21 protein-coding genes are annotated in these 21659 nt (G+C 34.9%); 10 read left to right on the forward strand and 11 right to left on the reverse strand.

Going from position 1 to position 21659, the window contains the following annotated elements; all coding sequences use genetic code 11:
* Window positions 1-43 precede the first annotated feature (43 nt).
* Window positions 44-2239 (forward strand): glutamine synthetase III, encoded by a 2196-nt coding sequence (locus tag AB671_RS01890; protein WP_066678907.1) that lies wholly within the window; start codon window positions 44-46, stop codon window positions 2237-2239.
* 338 nt (window positions 2240-2577) lie between these two features.
* On the forward strand, window positions 2578-3267 hold the full coding sequence (locus AB671_RS01895) for a C40 family peptidase (RefSeq protein ID WP_066678906.1): 690 nt from the start codon (window positions 2578-2580) through the stop codon (window positions 3265-3267).
* A gap of 142 nt (window positions 3268-3409) precedes the next feature.
* On the opposite strand, the gene AB671_RS01900 is transcribed toward AB671_RS01895, so the two are convergent.
* From AB671_RS01900 to AB671_RS01925, 6 genes are all read right to left on the reverse strand, one after another.
* Window positions 3410-3991: a pentapeptide repeat-containing protein gene (locus AB671_RS01900; protein ID WP_066678905.1), complete on the reverse strand. Its 582-nt coding sequence runs from the start codon at window positions 3989-3991 to the stop codon at window positions 3410-3412.
* A gap of 134 nt (window positions 3992-4125) precedes the next feature.
* Window positions 4126-5373 carry a rod shape-determining protein RodA gene (gene rodA / locus AB671_RS01905; protein ID WP_066678903.1) on the reverse strand — a complete coding sequence of 416 codons (1248 nt, stop codon included), beginning with the start codon at window positions 5371-5373 and terminating at the stop codon, window positions 4126-4128.
* A gap of 3 nt (window positions 5374-5376) precedes the next feature.
* Window positions 5377-7395: a penicillin-binding transpeptidase domain-containing protein gene (locus AB671_RS01910; RefSeq protein WP_066678901.1), complete on the reverse strand. Its 2019-nt coding sequence runs from the start codon at window positions 7393-7395 to the stop codon at window positions 5377-5379.
* Entirely contained in the window at window positions 7392-7898 is a 507-nt protein-coding gene (locus AB671_RS01915; RefSeq protein ID WP_066678899.1) for a rod shape-determining protein MreD, read from the reverse strand. Before AB671_RS01915 ends, AB671_RS01910 begins: the two co-directional genes overlap by 4 nt.
* Window positions 7891-8745 (reverse strand): rod shape-determining protein MreC, encoded by an 855-nt coding sequence (gene mreC / locus AB671_RS01920; RefSeq protein WP_066678897.1) that lies wholly within the window; start codon window positions 8743-8745, stop codon window positions 7891-7893. The genes AB671_RS01915 and mreC overlap by 8 nt, the downstream gene beginning before the upstream one ends.
* A gap of 31 nt (window positions 8746-8776) precedes the next feature.
* Window positions 8777-9802: a rod shape-determining protein gene (locus tag AB671_RS01925; RefSeq protein ID WP_066678895.1), complete on the reverse strand. Its 1026-nt coding sequence runs from the start codon at window positions 9800-9802 to the stop codon at window positions 8777-8779.
* A 240-nt stretch (window positions 9803-10042) separates the two neighbouring features.
* On the opposite strand from AB671_RS01925, the gene hemA reads away from it, so the two are divergent.
* The 8 genes from hemA (at window position 10043) to AB671_RS01965 (ending at window position 16154) form a co-directional block, all read left to right on the forward strand.
* Window positions 10043-11317: a glutamyl-tRNA reductase gene (gene hemA / locus AB671_RS01930; RefSeq protein WP_066678893.1), complete on the forward strand. Its 1275-nt coding sequence runs from the start codon at window positions 10043-10045 to the stop codon at window positions 11315-11317.
* Entirely contained in the window at window positions 11304-12212 is a 909-nt protein-coding gene (gene hemC, locus AB671_RS01935; protein WP_066678891.1) for a hydroxymethylbilane synthase, read from the forward strand. The genes hemA and hemC overlap by 14 nt, the downstream gene beginning before the upstream one ends.
* Before the next feature lie 157 nt (window positions 12213-12369).
* On the forward strand, window positions 12370-12951 hold the full coding sequence (locus tag AB671_RS01940; RefSeq protein WP_066678997.1) for a DUF1287 domain-containing protein: 582 nt from the start codon (window positions 12370-12372) through the stop codon (window positions 12949-12951).
* 3 nt (window positions 12952-12954) lie between these two features.
* Window positions 12955-13614: an N-acetylmuramoyl-L-alanine amidase gene (locus AB671_RS01945; protein ID WP_228390946.1), complete on the forward strand. Its 660-nt coding sequence runs from the start codon at window positions 12955-12957 to the stop codon at window positions 13612-13614.
* Window positions 13614-14300 carry a uroporphyrinogen-III synthase gene (locus AB671_RS01950; RefSeq protein ID WP_066678889.1) on the forward strand — a complete coding sequence of 229 codons (687 nt, stop codon included), beginning with the start codon at window positions 13614-13616 and terminating at the stop codon, window positions 14298-14300. The genes AB671_RS01945 and AB671_RS01950 overlap by 1 nt, the downstream gene beginning before the upstream one ends.
* A gap of 38 nt (window positions 14301-14338) precedes the next feature.
* Window positions 14339-15370 (forward strand): uroporphyrinogen decarboxylase, encoded by a 1032-nt coding sequence (gene hemE, locus AB671_RS01955; protein WP_066678888.1) that lies wholly within the window; start codon window positions 14339-14341, stop codon window positions 15368-15370.
* A 230-nt stretch (window positions 15371-15600) separates the two neighbouring features.
* Entirely contained in the window at window positions 15601-15837 is a 237-nt protein-coding gene (locus AB671_RS01960) for a hypothetical protein (protein ID WP_066678887.1), read from the forward strand.
* Window positions 15834-16154, forward strand: coding sequence for a type II toxin-antitoxin system RelE/ParE family toxin (locus AB671_RS01965; RefSeq protein ID WP_066678886.1), 321 nt, complete (start codon window positions 15834-15836; stop codon window positions 16152-16154). The genes AB671_RS01960 and AB671_RS01965 overlap by 4 nt, the downstream gene beginning before the upstream one ends.
* 57 nt (window positions 16155-16211) lie before the next feature.
* On the opposite strand, the gene AB671_RS01970 is transcribed toward AB671_RS01965, so the two are convergent.
* The 5 genes from AB671_RS01970 to AB671_RS01990 form a co-directional block, all read right to left on the reverse strand.
* The gene (locus AB671_RS01970) at window positions 16212-16844 is read right to left on the reverse strand and encodes an NAD(P)H-dependent oxidoreductase (RefSeq protein ID WP_066678884.1); all 633 of its coding nucleotides are present in this window, start codon (window positions 16842-16844) and stop codon (window positions 16212-16214) included.
* Window positions 16845-17010: 166 nt separating this feature from the next.
* A complete protein-coding gene (locus tag AB671_RS01975; RefSeq protein WP_066678882.1) occupies window positions 17011-18231 on the reverse strand; it encodes an aminotransferase class V-fold PLP-dependent enzyme in 1221 nt (406 codons plus the stop codon).
* 160 nt (window positions 18232-18391) lie between these two features.
* The gene (locus AB671_RS01980; protein ID WP_066678880.1) at window positions 18392-19036 is read right to left on the reverse strand and encodes a 50S ribosomal protein L25/general stress protein Ctc; all 645 of its coding nucleotides are present in this window, start codon (window positions 19034-19036) and stop codon (window positions 18392-18394) included.
* A 56-nt stretch (window positions 19037-19092) separates the two neighbouring features.
* Complete coding sequence (locus AB671_RS01985) at window positions 19093-20031, reverse strand: ribose-phosphate pyrophosphokinase (RefSeq protein ID WP_066678878.1); 939 nt, start codon at window positions 20029-20031, stop codon at window positions 19093-19095.
* A gap of 85 nt (window positions 20032-20116) precedes the next feature.
* Entirely contained in the window at window positions 20117-21655 is a 1539-nt protein-coding gene (locus AB671_RS01990; protein WP_066678877.1) for an SGNH/GDSL hydrolase family protein, read from the reverse strand.
* Window positions 21656-21659 lie beyond the last annotated feature (4 nt).

Here is a 21659-nt window from a genome sequence, read left to right on the forward strand (position 1 = left end):
ATCATTTTTTTTGTAAATTTGCACTGCAAAACCAAACCCAATTATGTCAACTTTAAGATTCAAAGCATTAGAAACTTTACCTTTTAAGGACTTTAGAAAAGATAACTCAGTAGAAATTCCTGCTAAATTATCAGAATTATTTTGTGAAAATGTATTCTCTGAAAACACAATGAGAGAATATTTAACAAAAGAGGCATTCCAATCTATTATGGATGCTATTAAAAAAGGAACAAAAATCCAAAGATTAATAGCAGACCAAGTTGCCGTAGCAATGAAAGACTGGGCAATGAGCAAAGGGGTTACCCACTACACTCACTGGTTTCAGCCATTAACAGGTACAACAGCAGAAAAGCACGATTCTTTTTTCACTCCTATCGAAGGTGGTAGAGCAATCGAAAGATTCAGCGGAAACTTATTGATTCAGCAAGAACCGGATGCATCTTCTTTCCCGAATGGAGGTATAAGAAATACTTTTGAAGCAAGAGGCTATACCGCATGGGATCCTACTTCTCCTGCATTTATTATGGGAACTACTTTGTGTATTCCTTCAATTTTCATCTCTTACACAGGAGAAACTTTAGATTACAAAGCGCCTCTATTAAGAGCTTTAAATGCTGTAGATGAAGCTGCAACCAACGTAATGCAGTATTTTGACAAAAACGTAACGAAAGTAACTCCTACTTTAGGCTGGGAGCAAGAATATTTCCTGGTTGATTCTGCATTGTATCAATCTCGCCCAGATTTAGTTTTAACAGGGAAAACTTTATTAGGACATTCTCCTGCAAAAGGACAACAATTAGATGACCATTATTTCGGTTCTATTCCGACAAGAGTAATGAACTTCATGAAAGAGTTGGAAATCGAATGTATGAAATTGGGAATTCCGGTTACTACAAGACACAACGAGGTTGCACCAAACCAATTTGAGCTAGCTCCAATGTTTGAAGAAGTAAACGTTGCTGTTGACCACAACTCTTTGTTGATGGATGTTATGGCGAGAATTGCTCACAGACACCATTTCCATATCTTATTCCACGAAAAACCATTCGCAGGAGTAAACGGAAGCGGAAAACATAACAACTGGTCTTTAGCAACTGATACTGGTGAAAACCTTTTAAGCCCAGGAAAAAATCCTAAGAAAAACTTACAGTTCTTAACATTCTTCGTGAATGCTATTAAAGCAGTACACGAATACGCAGATCTTTTGAGAGCAAGTATTGCTTCTGCAAGCAACGACCACAGATTGGGTGCAAATGAAGCTCCACCAGCAATTATTTCTGTATTTATCGGAAGCCAATTGTTCAGAGTTTTGGAAGAGCTTGAAAAAGTAACTGAAGGAAAACTTTCTCCTGACGAAAAAACAGATTTAAAACTAAATGTTGTTGGAAAAATTCCTGAAATTTTGTTGGACAACACAGACAGAAACAGAACTTCTCCATTTGCATTTACAGGAAATAAATTCGAAATCAGAGCAGTAGGTTCTTCTGCAAACTGCGCAGAGTCTATGACCGTAATGAATACGATCGCTGCTAAACAATTAAACGACTTCAAAATAGAAGTTGATGCTTTAATTGAAACAGGATTGAAAAAAGACGAAGCCATCTTCAATGTTTTGAGAGAATACATCAAGCAGTGTAAAAACATTATGTTTGAAGGTGACGGATATTCTGATGACTGGGCTATAGAAGCTGAAAAAAGAGGATTAAACAACTGGAAAACAACGCCTGAAGCATTGAAGCAGGAAATGAATCAGAAGTTTGTTGATCTTTACGAAGAAATAGGAATCTTCAACCACAGAGAAGTTGAAGCAAGAAACGAGATCAAATTAGAAAAATATTCTACCGTAATTGATATTGAAGCAAGAGTTTTAAGTGATATCGCAAGAAACCACATTATTCCTTCTGCTTTAAAATATCAAAACAGATTGATTGAGAACGTAAAAGGTCTTAAAGAAATCTTCGGGGATAAAGAATTTAAAACGTTGGCTAAAGAGCAAATGAGCTTAATTACCAACATTTCAGAAAACGTTTCTATCATCAAAGTTGGTGTAGAAGATTTACTTAAAGCAAGAGATGCAGCAAAAGCTGTAAAAGAAAGTCAGACGCAGGCAGAAGATTACTGTAACAAAGTAAAACCTTTATTTGATATTATCAGAGATGCTTCTGATGATCTTGAAATGATGGTGGATGATGAGCTTTGGCCAATGACTAAATATAGAGAAATGTTATTTACAAGATAACATCTGTAAAGTTCCATATTAGTGAGGTTCTCCGGTTTTCCGGAGGACTTTTTTTATGTTTTTTTAATACCTTTCTTTTAAAATTAAAAAATAATAAAACCCGATGAATAAAGGAAAGCGAATATATTTTGTTAAAAAATCTTAATAAAAAAAACTTCACACTCACCAAAACAGGCGCATAGCAGCTACTTTTTCTTTAACATACTGATGCACGATGTTAAAATATGTTAAAACAATAACATGACAATAATCATATCGAGGCTGTTTTAGATGGAATCTCTACTTTTGTAGGGCTTTAGAGAAATAAATATTTCTTTTTCAACCGGAAATTAAAAAATATGAAGAAAAGAGTTTTGTTTTATTTAGTTGCTTTCGTCTCTACAATATCACTACAATCATGCGTAACTAATTACGTAGTTTCAAAACCAGCAACTTATGCTAAAGAATACAAAACAGATGCCAAACTAGCTGCAATTGACACTAAGATGGATAATGATAAAAAGTTGTTAATCAACTCTTTTATCTCTGAAAAAGCAGTGGCACTCTCAAACGCTAAAAATTCTTTAAAAAATTCTGAAATCGCAAAAGCGATCAAACATAATAAGACAATTGATAATATCTTAACAGAAGCTCAAACTTATCTTGGAACTCCTTACAGATATGGAGGAATGACAAGAAAAGGAATCGACTGCTCAGCATTTGTATTATCAGTATTCGGAGCCGCAGCAGGCCTTACTTTACCAAGAGTGGCAGCATCTCAATCTCAGGAAGGAGAAGCGATCGATAAAGAAAACCTTCAGAAAGGAGATTTAATTTTCTTCTCTCACGGAAAAAGAATTTCTCACGTAGGAATTGTAGAAAGCGTAACTGAAGAAGGTGAAATAAAATTTATTCACGCAGCAACATCAAAAGGAGTAATGATCTCATCATTGAATGATTCTTATTGGGGACCAAAATTCAGGTTTGCAAAAAGAGTAATCAATGAAAACGGAGATAATTACAACAACTTAGCCTCTACTAATTTTTAGTCTTAAATAATTGATTATATAAATAAAGCCATCAAATTTTGATGGCTTTAATTTTTTTCATATTGTTTTCTGGACTTTGCCTTAAAGCAAAAGTTGCCAAAAATTCAAGTCTTGAATATTTTACTAAAATTCAACCTTAGATTTAGCTATTTTTATCAATTTCTATATCAAATTGACGTAAGAGCCCATGAACTTCAGAAAGTGAAAATTTGGTCTTTTTAAGCTTATTAGATTCTGGATTAATGGTATAATTGAATGAGGTTCTTAAATCTGCCTTTTCTAAATTGGTTCTTTCGAATGTCGCTCCGCTAAAATCGCAGTTGGAAAATACAGAATTCGACAGATCACATTCAGCAAAATCTACTTCAATCAGTTTAGAGTTTTTAAATAAGGTTCTTTTAATAGTCGTTTTATAGAAAACAGAATTATTCAAAGCACATCCATCGAATCTGAAAGACATCCCAAACTCATTACAATCATCGAAATGCATTCCGAACATTTTGCAATCCTTAAAAACAACGTCTCGAAAAGCAGTTCCTGCTAATTTGGTCATGCTTAAATTACAATCGACGAATTCACAGTTGGTAAATTTAAATTCAGAAAGATTTATATATTCAAAATTGCAAGTTCGGAAAGTACAATTCTCATATTCTCCAACTTCTAAAGGTTGTTGTGTAAAATTTATATTATCGAAATTATCATCAATAACGTAAGCTTCTCTCATAAATTTTTATGATTTTATTTAATGGAAAAATTAGTAGAAATTTTATTTCGCTGATTTTGCGATTGAATAGATTTTAAATATTATCTGTAAAGAATGATTGTAAACTTCCATCATCCTACTTCTGACTTTCAGCTCTATACCAAACTGTTTTTATCTGCATAATTGAGTTTAAAGAAAATAAAGGTCATCATAGAAAAGGCAAGCAACGAGCTTCCTCCGTAACTGAAGTACGGCAACGGAATTCCAACAGTTGGAAACAACCCCATAACCATGCCTAAATTGATAGAAAAGTGCATCAACAGGATGGAAGCAAAACAATAGCCAAAAACCCTGTTAAATACCGATTTCTGCTTTTCTGCGAGATAATATATTCTTCCAATGAAAATCATATAAGCAAAAACTAAAACAGCACTTCCAACAAAACCCCACTCTTCTCCAACAGTACAGAAAATATAATCGGTTTCCTGCTCCGGAACAAATTTCCCTTGGGTTACAGAGCCTTCACGATATCCTTTACCAAACATTCCTCCAGACCCAATTGCGGTTTTTGAATACAATAAATTATATCCTGAAGTATCACGAAATTCTCTTTCCCCTTTATACAAAACCTCAACACGCTCCTGCTGATGTTTTGGTAATTTTTCAAAAATAACAGGCGAAATAAATGCCAATGCCGCCAATAAAAGAACCACTCCTACTCCAGGCAAAAGAGTATATGTATTTTTGCGGAGAAAAGCTGCATTAAATGCAAACCACAATCCACCAATTACAATAATAAATACTGTGAAATACCACAAACTCCATTGCAGAGGATCATTGAGATAATTTGCAATAAGAAATACCGCTCCAAAAAGACCTCCAATCAAAAATAGTTTTCCGGAAAGACCTTCTCTGTATAATGCAATAAAAAACGCTGTAAATACGAGCAGCGACCCAACATCAGGAATTGACAATACAACGACTGCTGGAATACCAATGATTGCCAACGCAGTTATTAATGATTTTGTATTTTTAAGATCGAAATCTGCTCCGGATACATAGTTTGCCAACATCAAAGCCGTTCCAATTTTTGAAAACTCTACGGGCTGCATGGTAAAACTTCCGAATTTATACCAGTTTTTCTGACCGAGAATTTCTGTTCCGAAAACATGAAGGCCGGCAAGCATTAAAACTCCGCCAATGTAAATAATCCCCGACATATTTTCGAAAAACTTACTTCTGCTGAAGAAAATAATTAAGCCTACAAAAATTGAAATCCCAAAAAAGATCAATTGTTTTTTACCTAAACCTTCATCTACACTGTAAATATTGGCTATCGCAAATAAGCAAAGCAAAAAATACAACCCAAGACCTAATTTATCTATTCCTTCTGTCCATTTCATGGTTTACGGTTTTTTGGGTTTAACAGTTTGGGCCTTTTGAAGTTTTTCTTTAGCTTTCTTTACAAGATTCAGACTGTCTTGTATTCTTTTCAGTTTTATAGAATCTGGTTTCGGTTCTTTATACAAACCTTTTCTTTTCAGGTCGACAATCCATTGTCTTTTATATTCAGGCATGAAACTCGACGAAATCATTTTTTTGTAAAGATGTTCACGTTTAATATCTCCGGTGATATATTTTTCAGCAATAATTGTACAAGCAGGACCGGCCCAAGTACCCCCGAAACCACCATGTTCCATGACACCCACTACGACAATTTTGGGTTTCTCGGCTGGAGCAATCAACACAAAAATAGCATTATCTTTCCCTTGCGGAACCTGTGCAGTACCCGTTTTTGCCAATTGGGTAAAGTCATTTGATTTTAAACTTCTCGCAGTACCTCGAAGAACCACTGCTTCCATCCCTTTCAGAACAGGTCCAAAATGTTTGGGATCAACTAAGGTATGATGTTTCACTTTAAATCTAGGATCAGGATTTGGTCTTCCATCAATAAGCTTAACAATATGTGGCGTATAGTACCAACCTCTATTAGCAATCGCTGAAACATAATTAGCAAGTTGTAAAGGAGTTACCATTACGTCTCCCTGACCCATCCCATTGTAAATGGCTCCGGTTGACATTTCATCCCAATTCTTATAATCTTGTCTTGTAGAACCGTTTGCTTTAATGATGGCTTTAAATCTTCTTTCATAAAAGTCTCCCGAAGGAATTCTTCCTTTTGCACCAACAGCGAAATCGTTATTTAAAAACTCTCCAACTCCAAAGCTGCTCATTATTTTTTTCCATTCATCAACACCTTTAGATGGATTTCCGGGATATTTTTTAATGATCGCAATAAATGCATAGGTGAAAAAACAGTTACTCGAAACCTGAATAGACGGAATCAAAGGATCTGCTCCACCGTGGCCTTTTATTCTTTTTCCTTTGTAGAAGAATCCTCCTCCGCAAGGGAAAATTGTATTCTCATCCATCACTCCCATTTGCATTGCTGCCAAAGCGGTTAACAATTTGAAAGTAGAACCTGGTGGATAGCCTGCCTGCAAAGCTCTATCAAATGTAGGTTTGTTTTCGTAAATCGTATCTTTTGAAAGTGCGTATAAATTTTTAGATTTATTAGGTCCGGTAAAAAGGTTCGGATCAATATCTGGTCCGGTTGCAGAAACAAGAACTTCACCGTTATTAGGGTCTATTGCAACGATAGCGCCATGCTTATTCACCAACATTTCTTCTGCTAGTTTTTGCAAGTCATAATCGATGGTCAGTGTAATATCTTTTCCGGTTACAACATCTCTGTCTAAAGTTCCGTTTTTGTAGGGTCCAACGTTTCTGAGTTTGATGTCTTTTTGAATATATTTAATCCCTTTTACACCTCTCAGTTCTTTTTCGTAAGATTTTTCAACACCCGTTTTACCGATGAGGTCACCCGGAAGATAGTAGGTAGAATCTTTTTTAATTTCTCTATCGTTAACTTCACTGGTATACCCCAAAAGGTTTCCAGAAGTAGAAACTTCGTACTGTCTTTGCGGACGCTGAACGATACTGAAAGCCGGATATTTGAATATAATTTCCTGAACTCTCGCTATTTCCTCCCTGCTTAGATCTTTGATGAAAGTCATCGGTGTGAGTTTAGAATAGTATTTTTCAGCTTTAATTAAATTGACTCTTTTAATGAAATCTCTCTTCTCAATTTTCATTAAATTACAGAACGCCAAAGTATCAAAATCAGGTTTCATTAAAGCCTGCGTAAAAGAAATCTCATAGGCAGGCTGGTTTCCTACCATGATCTTTCCATTTCGATCAAAAATAACACCACGTTGCGGAATGACATATTCGGTTTTGATGGAAGTATTAGCTGCATTCAATGCATAACGATCTGTAAACAGCTGTAAATAAGAAAGCCTTGCTACAAAAATAAGAGCAATGGCAATGAGAATCGTTAAGATTTTTATATGGCGTGTGTTCAAACTTTCTGTTTGATTTTAAAGATTAATGCGTAAACTATGATAAATATAAAGGAAATTCCACTAGTTACCAACACATTAAGGAAAATTTCAAAAATTCTGCTGAATTTAAAAAACTCAATATACTGCACCAAAAGCTGATGCAGAAAGATACTTGAAAACAGAAACAGTAAAAACTGCGTCCATTGCAAAGACTGAAATGAGAAGAAATCTGTAGAAGTATCTGTAGACGTACGGAAAATTATCGTACGGAAATAAGCAATTAAAGTGGTTGCCAAAGCGTTGATTCCCCAAGAATATAAAAAGGCATCAATTGATAAACCTATTAAAAAACTTAGAGCCAAAAATTGAAATCTATTTCTAAAAAAAGGATAAAACATCACAAAAACCGGATACAAAACCGGAGTGAATTTACCAAACAGCGTAATTCTGTTCAATACAAAAATCTGTAATGCAACCAGAAAAGCCATGATCAAAAGATCTGTAAATACGGTTCTACTAATCATTTTCTTTTTTTATTACAGCCTGCATAGTATCCTGAATTTTCTGAACCTCAGCTTTCTTAAGATTTTTAACTACGAAAACTTTGTTTAAAGCTCCCATTTTTTCGCTTAATTCCACTGAAATATCCCAAAATCCTGTTTTATTATCTACGGTGTAGCCCGCAATTTTACCAATCATAACTCCTTTAGGAAAAATCGCTGATTTTCCGTCGGTTTCTATCGTGTCACCAATTTTCAGGGAAACATATTTTGGCACATCAGCCAAATGCATCAATCGGGAATTATCTCCTTTCCACGTTAAAGTTCCGAAATATCCTGAGTTTTTAAGTGAAGCATTAATTCTGATTTTATTTACACTCAAAACAGATTGTACCAAAGCATAACTGTCGGTAGAATTAATAACAATTCCGGCAATTCCTTTTGGAGCCATTACGCCCATTTGAGGATAAACACCGTCTCTTGTACCACGGTTGATTGTAAAATAATTGTTTCTTCTGTTGATGCTGTTGAAAACAATTTCGCCATCTACAAAAGTATAGATCTGTCCACCTCCCAAAGTATCATGTACTTTTCTGAATTGAGGATTTGCAGCGCCTTGTTTTCCATAAAGCTCAACCATTAAAGCCTTATTTTGAGCAACAAGATCTTCGTTGGTCTGTTTCAGTTTTAAATAAGAAACACCTTCATCAATATAGCCTGAAACCCATGAGTTGAAAGCCGCAGTCTGACCCGCAAGCCAAGATTGCTGCATCGCATTCTTAGAGAATATCAAAATGAGAGCAATAATTTGCAGGAAAATAAAGAATACAAAAAGAGCATTCTTCGAAAATAATCTCAGCAAAAATCCCATTTAGATAAAAAGTCGTAAAAAGTTAAAAAATTTATTTAATTAAGAAATTGAATTTATCCATATTCTTAAGTGCAATCCCTGTTCCGCGAACAACAGCTCTCAAAGGATCTTCTGCCACGAAAACCGGAAGCCCTGTTTTCTTGTGTAATCTGTCTGCAAGACCTCTCAATAAAGCACCACCCCCTGCAAGATAAATACCTGTTTTGTAAATATCTGCAGCCAATTCCGGCGGCGTAAGAGAAAGTGTTTCCATTACAGAATCTTCAATTCTGATAATTGATTTATCTAAAGCACGAGCAATTTCTTTATACCCAACCATAATTTCTTTTGGCTTACCGGTAATAAGATCTCTTCCCTGTACTGGAATATCGTCGATATCTACATCAAGATCTTCAACGGCAGAACCTACTTCAATTTTCACTCTTTCAGCAGTTCTTTCTCCGATGTATAAATTATGATGTGTTCTTAGGAAATAAGCAATATCATTAGTGAATACGTCACCTGCAATTTTCACAGATTTATCACAAACAATACCTCCTAAAGCAACAACAGCGATTTCGGTAGTACCACCACCTATATCGATAATCATGTTACCTTCAGGTTTCTGTACATCAATACCAACTCCTATTGCAGCAGCCATTGGTTCATAAATCAAGCGTACTTCTTTTGCGTTTACTTTCTGAGCAGAATCTCTTACTGCTCTTTTTTCAACTTCTGTAATTCCTGAAGGAATACAGATCACAATTCTTAAAGCAGGCTGAATAAATCTCCCTTTGATCCCCGGAATTTTTTTGATAAATTCTTTGATCATGTGCTCTGAAGCGTGGAAATCTGCAATAACTCCGTCTTTAAGTGGACGGATAGTTTTTATATCTTCATGTGTTTTACCCTGCATATGTTTCGCCTGCTCCCCAACAGCAATTGGCTTTCCTGTAGAACGCTCTATTGCAACAATAGAAGGCTGATCTATAACAATTTTATTATTATGGATGATAAGCGTGTTGGCAGTTCCAAGGTCTATCGCTATTTCTTGCGTAAACATATCGAATAAACTCATAATTTTCTCCTTGATTTAAGTTTACAAAGATATAAATTATACTATACTAACGATTACAAAGTTTTATATAATTTGGTTAAATTTTTATTAAAATTACACTTTTTTCTTAATGTATTGTTTTTGTAAGTTTTAGAAAAAGCGACAAAAACTTAGATAATTAATTTATAGCTTTTTACGATAATTATCATACAAACAATCGCAAAATGTTTAAGTAAAATTTGCTTAAATTTGCGACTGCTTATGATACAGTATTCCAATATACATCAGACATCAAATTTTGCCGTATTATCTATCAGTTTTGAAAAGGCTGATGTAGAAACAAGGGGAAAATTTGCTTTTTTTGATGACAATATTAAAAACTTTGTTACCCGAATTCACGATGAGAATTTAGGGGACGCATTTGTGGTTTCCACATGCAACAGAACCGAAATTTACACCACTTCACCAAACTATCTTTTGGTCGCCGAAGAATACTGCAAATCTATCGGTGTTAATTTTTCAGATTTTTTACGTTTTGCCAATATTTTCACAAAAGAAGAAGCATTGCAGCATCTCTTCCGAGTATCGGCAGGATTAGAAAGTCAGATTATTGGTGATTTTGAAATCATCGGTCAGATTAAGAAAGCGTATGCCCGTTTTAAAAAAGAAAGACAAAACTCAAATCCTTTTTTAGAAAGGTCGATTAATTCTGCGATTCAGATTTCTAAAAGAATAAAAAACGAAACCGGAATTTCAAACGGAGCGGCCTCTGTTTCTTATGCGGCAGTTCATTACATTTTAAATAATCAAAAAAGAATTACCGAAAAGAATATTCTCCTTCTCGGAGTTGGTGAAATTGGCCAAAATACGGTCGAAAATTTGGTAAAACACGTTTATCAACCCACCATAAAAATCGCTAACCGAACTCAGGAAAAAGCGGCGAAAATTTCAGAAAAATACAATATTCCCAATATTGATTATAATGATTTTGAAAAGGAATTAGACAATACTGATATTTTAATTGTTGCTACGGGCGCAAAAACTCCCATCATCAATAAGTCTCATTTAAAAAACGGAAAAGAAATTCTGATTATTGATCTTTCTATTCCTCATAATGTTGACAAAGATGTTTCCGAACTCGATAATGTAACCTTGATCGATGTTGACGAGCTTTCAAAACAAATTCAGGAAACCATTCAGCAGCGTGAAAAAGAAATCCCCAAAGCCGAGGTTATCATTAAAGAAATGACCAAAGATTTTCTGGAATGGGAAAAAAAGAGAAAACTAGCGCCAAACATTCATCATTTCAAAGCAGTGCTGAAAAATATGGAGCGCAACGAAATGCACAATTTTTACAGAAAAAATAAGTACATCAATATCAACGACATGGAGCTTTCTGAGAAGATGATTCAGAAAATAACCAACCGTTTTGCAAAATATATTATCGACAACCCTTTAAAAGCGGAGGAAATTAGTAAATTAATGCACGAAATTTTAGTCGAACAACCCAATAACGAATTCAATGAAAAGCATTAGAATAGGAACCCGAAATTCTGCACTTGCTCTTTGGCAGGCAAGAGAAGTTGCAAGGCATTTGCAAAACCTTAATTACCTTACCGAGATTGTCCCAATCGTTTCTTCAGGTGATAAAAATCTAAACCAACCTCTTTATACTTTAGGAATAACAGGTGTTTTTACGAGAGATCTAGACACCGCATTACTGAATGACGAAATAGACATTGCCGTACATTCGCTTAAAGATGTACCTACAAAACTACCCGAAAACATAGAAATTGTCGCTTATCTTGAAAGAGATTTTCCGCAGGATGTTTTGATTAAAAGAAAATCAGCAATCGACAAAGAATTTCACGAACTTAAATTGGCGACAAGCAGTTTAAGAAGAAGGGCTTTCTGGTCTAAACACTATCCTACTACAGAATTTTTTGACATCCGAGGAAATATCCAAACTAGGCTTCAGAAGCTGGAGGAACAAGATTTTGATGCTACTATTTTATCTCTTGCCGGAATTAAAAGAATGAAAATGGATATCGATTATGAGTTTATTCCATTCATGATTCCTGCACCATCACAAGGTGTGGTAGCTGTTGCCGGACATTCGGATAAAAAAGAAATTAACGATATTTTAAAACAAATTTCTCACAAACAGACTCAAATTTGTGTAGAGATCGAAAGAAACTTCCTGAGCACTTTGGAAGGTGGCTGTACCGCACCAATTGGAGCCTTTGCTGAAAAATTTGACGATCAGATCAGATTCAAAGCTGCTCTTTGCTCTTTAGATGGAAAAAATTATATCGCAACCGACGAAAGTTTTGAATATAATGAAGAAGAAAATTTTGGTGAAAAATTTGCCAATATTGTTTTAGAAAACGGAGGTAAAGAATTGATGACTGAAATTAAAAGTCAGCTTTAAGGTTTTAGGTTTTAGGTTTTAGGTTTTAGGTTTTAGGTTTTAGGTAAAATTAAGATTTTCTGAATCTTAACATTTCTTTATGCTTAAAGAATTTTCATGTTTAAAATTAATTTTTGAACTTTACAAACCTTGTTTTTCAATTCAACATTTTAAGCCAATGAAAAAATTCTTTTCAATATTCATTTTAGTACTTTTTGTTTTTTTTGGAAAAGCACAAGCTCAGTTTGCTCAAAAATTATCTGATGCAGCTTTAAGCTTAACTAAAGATAAGGTGACTTACGATCCTGCTTACTACTCCATCAAATATCCAAACGGCGATGTAGCTTCAGACAAAGGTGTCTGTACAGACGTTGTTATCAGAGCCTACAGAAAATTGGGAATTGATTTACAAAAAGAAGTGCATGAAGATATGAAGAAGAATTTTTCTAAATATCCTAAAAAGTTTGGTTTGAAAAGACCCGACACGAATATTGATCACCGAAGAGTTCCCAACCTGATGGTTTTCTTTGCAAAATTTGGAAAATCTAAATCAATCGAAACCAAACCTGAATTATATGCTCCCGGAGATATTGTAACGTGGCTTCTTCCAGGAAATTTAACGCATATCGGAATTGTGGTCAACAAAAAATCGACAGACGGAAAAAGATATTTAATTGTACATAACATCGGTGCAGGACAGGTTATTGAAGATTGTCTGTTTAAATTTGACATTACCGGACATTATCAATATTCAAAATAATTTATGATGAAAAAGATAGGTTTCGTTCTTTTCTTATTTATTTTAAACTTTAGCTTGGCACAAAACTCAAGCTTAAAGATTATCGAAAAACCGATCAGTTATTCTGCGGAAAGAATTCAATTAAGTTTAGAGTATCTAAAAGAACATCACGGTTTAACTCAAAAAACGCCGACAATTGTTCCCAAAATGATTGTTTTGCATTACACAGCAGGAGGAACGGTAGAAAGCAACCACAAATATTTCAATAAAACTCACCTTGAAAGTGCAAGAAACACTCTAAAAAAGCAAAGCACTTTAAATGTTTCTTCACAATTCATTATAGACCGAGATGGAACTATTTATCAGTTAATGGAACCTACAATGTTTGCAAGACATACGATTGGTCTAAATTATTGCGCCATCGGAGTTGAAAACATCGGAAGCAAGAAACAACCGCTTACCGAAAAACAAGTGGAAGCCAACGCAGAACTGGTGAGATATTTAACCAAAAAATATAAAATAGAATACTTGATCGGACATTCGGAATACGGAGTTTTCAGAAATTCTAAATTATGGAAAGAATCTGATCCCAAATATTTCACCGGAAAAGAAGATCCAGGAAAAGATTTCATGACCAAAGTACGAAAGCAAGTCGCCGATTTACACTTAAAAGACAAACCTTAATGAACATTTTATTTACCAAAAACATCGATCCAAAATATCTTTCAGAAAAACTGGGAAATAATATTTCGATTGATTGTGTTGAGGTAATAAAAACAAAATCGATTTCTATAGAGCGTTTTGACCTGAAAGATCGATCGCTTATCTTCACAAGTTTCAATGGCGTAAAATCTTTTTTTGAAAACAGGTTTCTGCCTAATGAAGATTTTACCGCAAAAAACTATAATAAAATTTATTGTGTAGGTGAAAAAACCAAAAGAGAACTTCGTAAAAACGGATTCGGAACCTTTAAGGTTTTAAAAAACGCAGAAACATTATCCCATTTTATTATCGAAAACTGCGCTCACGAAAAATTCATTCATTTTTGTGGAAATTTAGCGCTGGATGTTTTAGATAAAAAACTTCCGTTACAAAATATTTCATATAAAAAAGTGACTGTTTATGAGACCGAAGCACTTAATCCTGTGATACATGAAAAATATCATGCAATAGTTTTTTTTAGCCCGAGTGGAGTTCGTAGTTTTGCGAAAAATAATTCTTTAGAAAACGCCATTCTATTTTCAATAGGAGAAACAACCTCTAAAGAAGTAAGAAAACATACAAGATCTGAGATTTTTACGAGTCCGGAAAATACATTATTAAACATATTGTCGGTCATAAAAGATAGATTAGAGAAAGATATTTCATAATCTATCAACTAAAAACCTTCAACTATCAACTAAAAGATATGATTAAAAACGACCTATATTTAAAAGCACTTCGTGGTGAAACTGTAGAAAGACCACCGGTTTGGATGATGAGACAGGCAGGACGATATTTGCCGGAATTTATTGCACTTCGCGACAAGTACGATTTCTTCACAAGATGTCAGACTCCGGAACTGGCTTCTGAAATTACAGTACAGCCGATAAGAAGATATCCTTTGGATGCTGCGATTTTATTTTCTGATATTTTGGTGGTTCCTCAAGCAATGGGAATTGATTTTAAAATGAAGGAAAATGTAGGACCGTGGTTGGATAATCCGATCAGAACGATGGAAGACGTACAAAATGTAATTGTTCCTGATGTGAATGATACTTTAGGCTACGTTTTTGATGCCATAGAACTAACTTTACTTAAATTAGACAACGATATCCCATTGATAGGTTTTGCGGGTTCTCCGTGGACGATCCTTTGCTATTGCGTGGAAGGAAAAGGAAGCAAAGCTTTTGATATTGCTAAATCTTTCTGTTTCCAACAACCGGAAGCGGCACATTTGTTACTTCAGAAAATCACAGATACTACAATCGCTTATTTGAAAAGAAAAGTTGAAAAAGGAGTTTCTGCAGTACAGGTTTTCGATTCTTGGGGCGGAATGCTTTCTCCCACAGACTATCAGGAGTTTTCTTGGCAGTACATCAATCAAATCGTTGAAGCTTTAAGCCCATTAACGCACGTTGTAGTTTTCGGAAAAGGATGCTGGTTCGCTTTGGAAGAAATGACAATGGCTCCGGTTTCAGCTTTGGGAGTTGACTGGACGATCAAACCAGAATTTGCAAGAACTTTGACGAATCACACCATGACGCTTCAGGGAAATTTTGATCCTGCAAGATTGCATTCTACACCTGAAACCATTAAGAAAATGGTGAATGAAATGATCAACCGTTTCGGAAAAGACCGATATATTGCCAATTTAGGACACGGAATTTTACCTAATATTCCTTTGGAAAATGCAGAAGCATTTATCAGAGCGGTGGTAGATTGGAAGCCGAATAATTAAATTTTATTCCCACAGATCTTCACGGATTAACACAGATTTTTCAATACGTTTGTCATTCCGGAGGAATCTAAATTTAGCTTTAAAAATTACGCAAATACATTGTCGAGATTCCTACGGAATGACAAACTTTATGTAATATTTATTAAAAATAAAATCCCTTTCAAACTAATTGAGAGGGATTTTCAATTCCAAAATTATTTTTATATATTTGATTATCAAATATTTATAAAATGAATATTCAATCACGAAAATTAGAGTTTATACAAGACTTTCTTAAGCTTCAAAGCGAGGAAGTGATTGCTCAGTTTGAAAGGTTATTGAAAAAAGCTAAAAATATTGAGGAAGAAAACACGCTTGAAAAGCTAACTGTTGAAGAGATGAATGAAAGGATTTCAAAGTCAGAAGATGATTTTGAAAATAAAAAGTTTAAAACAACTTCTGAATTACTTTCAAAATATTCAAATTGAAATACGAAGTTATTTGGTCTGAATTTTCTGAAAAACAGATTGATGAAATTTTCAATTATTACAAAGAAGTTTCTAAGAGTTATCAAGTTGCATTAAAAATTATCACTAAAATTCTTTTAGCTCCCGATAAATTAATTTACAATCCTAAAATCGATCAAAGAGAACTTTTGCTGGAAAACAGGAATATTGAGTATCATTATATTGTAGAATCAAATTATAAAATCATTTATTCTATTGATGATGAAAATCAGTTCATTAAAATTGCCGATTTTTTTGACACCAGACAAAATCTAGAAAAAATGGAACGAGAAAAATAAAATCTCTTTCAAAAATAACTTTGAAAGGGATTTTTCTATGAAGAAAAAAATTAGCCGTTAATTAAGTTCTGTGATGAAATCTTCTTTCGATTTTCTCACTTTGGTAAGGTTTACCAACCAATCGTTTTCAGTGTCTCTGTAACCGATTGGCAAAAGAAGAACACTTCTTAAACCTTTTTCTTTTAAATTTAAAATTTCGTCTACTGCTTCAGGGGAAAAACCTTCCATTGGCGTAGAATCTACCTCTTCGAAAGCTGCTGCTATAATCGCTGCACCAAAAGAAATATAAGCCTGTTTTGCTGCATGTGTGAAGTTTTCTTCAGCCGGTCTAGGAGGATACATTGCCAAGATCTGCTGTCTGTAATTTTCCCAGCCTTCATTTTTAAAACCTCTTACATCGTTGGTCAAATCAAACATTTTGTTGATTCTTTCCTCGGTATAATTATCCCAAGCTGCAAAAACTAAAAGATGTGAGCAATCTGTAACCTGAGGCTGATTCCAAGCGTGAGGTTTGATTTGTTCTTTAATTTCCTGATTGCTGATCACGATAATCTCAAAAGGCTGCAAACCGCTTGATGTAGGCGCTAATCTTGCCGCCTCTAATATTTTATCTAGTTTTTCCTGTGGCACTTTTTGCCCGTTCATTGCTTTTGTAGCAAATCTCCAGTTTAATTTATCTAACAATTCCATAGATTGAATAAAATTTTACTGGACAAAATTAGTATAAACAAACCTAAGAAAATCGATAAAAAAGTAATTTGAACAATTGTTAAAATCTATAATGTAATAAAATTGATTACATTATGTTTGTAAGGTAAAAAAACAGACTGCTTCAAAGAAACAGTCTGTTAAGTTATTAAGAAAGCATTCGTTTTGCTTTTTTCACCCCTTCTACAAGCAAATCGATTTCATTAAATGTATTGTAAACCGCAAAACTTGCTCTTACGGTTCCCGCAATATTAAAGAAATCCATAATCGGTTGCGTACAATGATGTCCGGTTCTTACCGCAACTCCCATTTTATCGAGAATCATTCCTACATCCGAAGAAATACCAATTCCTTCTAAGTTAAATGAAACTACACCTGTTCTATGCGCTTTTTCGCAATATACTTTTAGTCCTTCGATTTCTAAAAGTTGTTTTTGTGCATATTCCAACAAAGCATTTTCATGATTCTGAATATTCTCCTGCCCTACTTTTTTAATGAAATCAATAGCCGCTCCCAAAGCAATATTTCCGCCTACATTTGGAGTTCCTGCTTCATATTTAAAAGGTAATCCTGCATACGTTGTTGCATCGAACGAGCATACCGCGATCATTTCACCTCCACCGTGGAAAGGCGGCAGATCTTCAAGAATTTCCTGTTTTCCGTACAATATTCCGGTTCCCATCGGAGCGTACATTTTATGCCCTGAGAACACGAAGAAATCACAGTCTAATTTCTGAACATCAATCGTAAAATGCGGAGCCGACTGAGCACCATCAATAACGATATAAGCATCAGAATTAGCTCTTGTTTTAGCAATAATTTCTTCAATAGGATTTACTATTCCCAACGCATTGGAAACCTGATTTACAGAAACTACTTTAGTTTTCTCGCTTAAAAACTGGTCTAAATAATCAAGCTGAAGGATTCCGTTTTCATCGATTGGGATAACACGAAGTTTCGCACCTGTTCTTTCGCAAAGCAATTGCCAAGGAACAATATTAGAATGATGCTCGAGATAAGAAACGATAATCTCGTCATCTTTTTTTAGCTTCTGAGTTAAAATATAAGAGATAAGATTTAAACCTTCGGTTGTTCCTTTGGTGAAGATGACTTCAAAATCATGTTTTGCATTGATGAATTTCTGGATTTTCCTTCTCGAAAGTTCCATTTCTTCGGTTGCCAATTGGCTCAATGTATGAATTCCACGATGTACATTGGCATTGATTTCTGTATAATATTGATTCCAAACCTCTAAAACGGAGTTCGGTTTTTGTGAGGTCGCTGCATTATCTAAGTAAACCAAAGGTTTACCATTCACTTCTTGGTTTAATATAGAAAACTGACTTCTGATTTCCTGAATGTCAAACATTTATTACAATTTTAATTAAAAGGTTCTTTATTTAGAACGCATCAAATTTACGTCTTTTTTCTGAAAACATTCTATGCTAAAACTCATGATAGATGTAATCTAAAAACAAAAAAACCTGCCAAAATTGACAGGTTCTTGTATTTTGAGTAAGAAAATATTCTTATTCTGCTGCTGCTTCTTCAGTTGTAGGAGCTTCTCCTTCAGTTGCAACTTCTTCTTCATCCTCATCGTCATCTTGAGCTGCTGCTCCACCTTTCGCTGCATTTCTAGACATTTTAACCGCTACAACAACTGCATTGTCTGGGTGCATGAAAGTATACCCTTCAGCTTTGATTGTTCCAACATAAAGTTTGTTACCAATCTTCAAAGAAGTGATATCTACAACTACCTCATCTGGCAAGTTTGCAGGAATAGCTTTTACTTTCAATTTTCTGAAAGTCTGACGTAAAACACCACCAGCTACAACACCTTTAGAACGACCAGTAATTCTTACAGGAACTTCCATAACCACTGGCTTATCGTCAGCTAATCTGTAGAAGTCTGCGTGAATAATCTTGTCTGTAATTGGGTGGAACTGAATATCTTGAAGAACTGCAGGAATTACCTGCCCATCAACTTCAATAGATACCGTGTGTGCTTCAGGAGTATATACTAAACCTTTGAATGACTTCTCTGTAGCAGAGAAATTCAATGGCTCACCACCTCCGTAAACAACACAAGGAACTAATTCAGCATCACGTAAAGCTTTTGTAGACTTTTTGCCCACGCTTTCTCTTTTTGTACCTTGAATTGTAATAGATTTCATTATAAAAATTTTAAAAAAATTGTTTCGTTTTTAATTTGCAAATTATTAATTATCAATTAGATAACAAACTTACTGCTAATAGATTGATGCTCATGCACCATCTTCATAACATCTGCAAATAATGGGGCGCAAGATAGCACTTTTATTTTAGATAACAAATTAGTTTTCACAGGAATTGAGTCAGTTACAATAACTTCTAACAATTGTGAGTTCTCGATATTGTCGTAAGCCTTCCCAGAAAGTACTCCGTGAGTAGCCATTGCTCTTACAGATTTTGCACCTTTTTCCATTAGAATCTCTGCAGCTTTACAAAGCGTTCCTGCGGTATCAATCATGTCATCAATAAGGATTACATTTTTACCTTCCACATCTCCGATAAGGAACATTTCTTCTACCACGTTTGCTTTTTTTCTTTCTTTATAAGCAATTACTACATCTGCACCTAGGTGACCGGCATAGTTTTTTGCTCTTTTTGCACCTCCCATATCCGGAGAAGCAATCGTAAGATTATCAAGCTTAAGGTCTCTGATGTAATCTACAAAGATTGTAGAAGCATACAAATGATCCACAGGAATTTCGAAGAATCCTTGAATCTGATCTGCGTGCAGATCCATCGTCATTACTCTTGTTGCCCCTGCAGCCGTTAAAAGATTTGCCACCAATTTAGCTCCAATCGGTGCTCTTGGCTTGTCTTTTCTGTCTTGTCTTGCAAGCCCAAAGTACGGAAGTACTACGGTAATACTTTTTGCAGAAGCTCTTTTTGCAGCATCAATCATTAGAAGCAATTCTAAAAGATTGTCTGCCGGCGGAAACGTAGATCCGATTAGGAAAACTCTTCCTCCTCTTACAGACTCGTCTAAAACTGGTTCAAATTCTCCGTCGCTGAACTCCTGAAAGTTGATTTTTCCTAATTCTTTCCCATAATGCTGGGCAATTTTTTCTGCAAGATCCTTACTGGTTCTTGTAGAAAATAGATAACTTAACTGATCGGCCATTTTTACTTTTTAAAAGATTTTGCAAATTTAAAAAAAAACCACAAGAATCAATCCTGTGGTTTCTATTATTTATTTTTATTCCCGATTAAGGAAATTTAACGCCTGAATATTTATTAGGATCAACCTGTGGTAAATTCGATTTATAAGTCGTATTTATTGATTTAATAAATTCATTTGCGATAATCGCATACCCCCTACCTGTAAGGTGAACTCCATCTAAAGAGAAAGCTCCTCCTGTAACAAATTTAGCAGTATATCTCACGCCATCCCATGAAACTCCTGACTGAGATCCAAGCTCATTCATTTTCTTGTTTGCATCAACAAAAGCATATCCTTTTGAAGCTGCTGCTGCTTTAATTGTCACGTTATAAGCATCAATAGCTGTATTGATTTCTGTAATTTCAGATGGAATTAAAATATATTTATCTGCAAACGGGTAAGAAACCCCTCTTGCCGAAAGAGCAGCTAATGCAGTCGGTTCTGTTTTACCAATTTCAGACTTAGTTGTTAAAGGAACCAAGTCTCCTGCCTTTGCTTGTCTTGCTTGCCCATAGGTATTTCCCAAATAAGTAGCCAAAGCAACCAACTGAGCATTTCCTGAAGCCGCCGCTGCAGCCGTAATTTGAAGTTTTAGGTCTGGAAGACTCTCATCCTTAATAAGCAATGGATTTGCAGCAGTTTTAGAAAGAAGCTTAATTCTGTCTCCAGCTCCAAATGCCGTTAATATCTGATTTAATGGTCCGTATAGATTTGTATTCAAATTATCAATATTCGCTTCACCTGCAGCCACATTTCCTCCTCCTAAAACAGCAGATGTAAGAGGATTTGTAGGGATTGTTGTTAACGAAGGAATAGATGTTACACTAGGAATATTTGCAACAACTCCTTTAGCATTAGTTGTAGCAATCTCAGAAATCAACAAGTTATAATATTGAGTAAACTGAGCCGGAGGTGTTAAAGCTTCTACCGAACTATCACCACCTGCCAGAGCGTACAATAAAGCATCATTATTACCTATCCATAAAGAAAAGAATGTCGGCTTTTGAGTTTTAAAGTCTGCAATAACTGAGGTTGTAGGGCTTGATGCAAATCTTACGAAATAAGGATTTGCTGTTTTTGCTAAAACTCCCGCAACGTTTCCATACCCAGGAGCCAACAAATGAGAAACTCTTGCTCCCGGAACTCCCATATTATTGAAAGGTCCTGCCAAAACAGTATTTGTTACAGTTGTAGCAACGTTATTATTCGCATTTTTTATGTCTGGAGCACCTGCTATAAAGCTGTCAATGTAAAGCTTTGTACTCGCAATCTGTACATTTGCACCAACATTCAGAAGAAGACCTCCATTATTATCAGCCATTAAAGGCTGTTTGAAATCACCTCCTCCTACAAGCTTCATTTGCTGAGCCATCATTGAAGGATAAGATTCATTTTGCCCATCAATATAAAGAGCCCCGTCTCTATAACCTGAAGTTAGGGAATTTCCTAAAGCTACATATTTAGAAAAATCTGCTTCCCCTTTCGTTACAACGATGTCTTCTACATCAGTATCAAAATCTGTATTACAGCTTACTGTAAAAAGAAGTGCAGAAACAGCTATTGTAGATATTATTATTTTTTTCATAATT

The sequence above is a fragment of the Chryseobacterium sp. BGARF1 genome, assembly GCF_001677955.1.
In the GTDB taxonomy this organism is placed as follows: Bacteria; Bacteroidota; Bacteroidia; order Flavobacteriales; family Weeksellaceae; genus Chryseobacterium.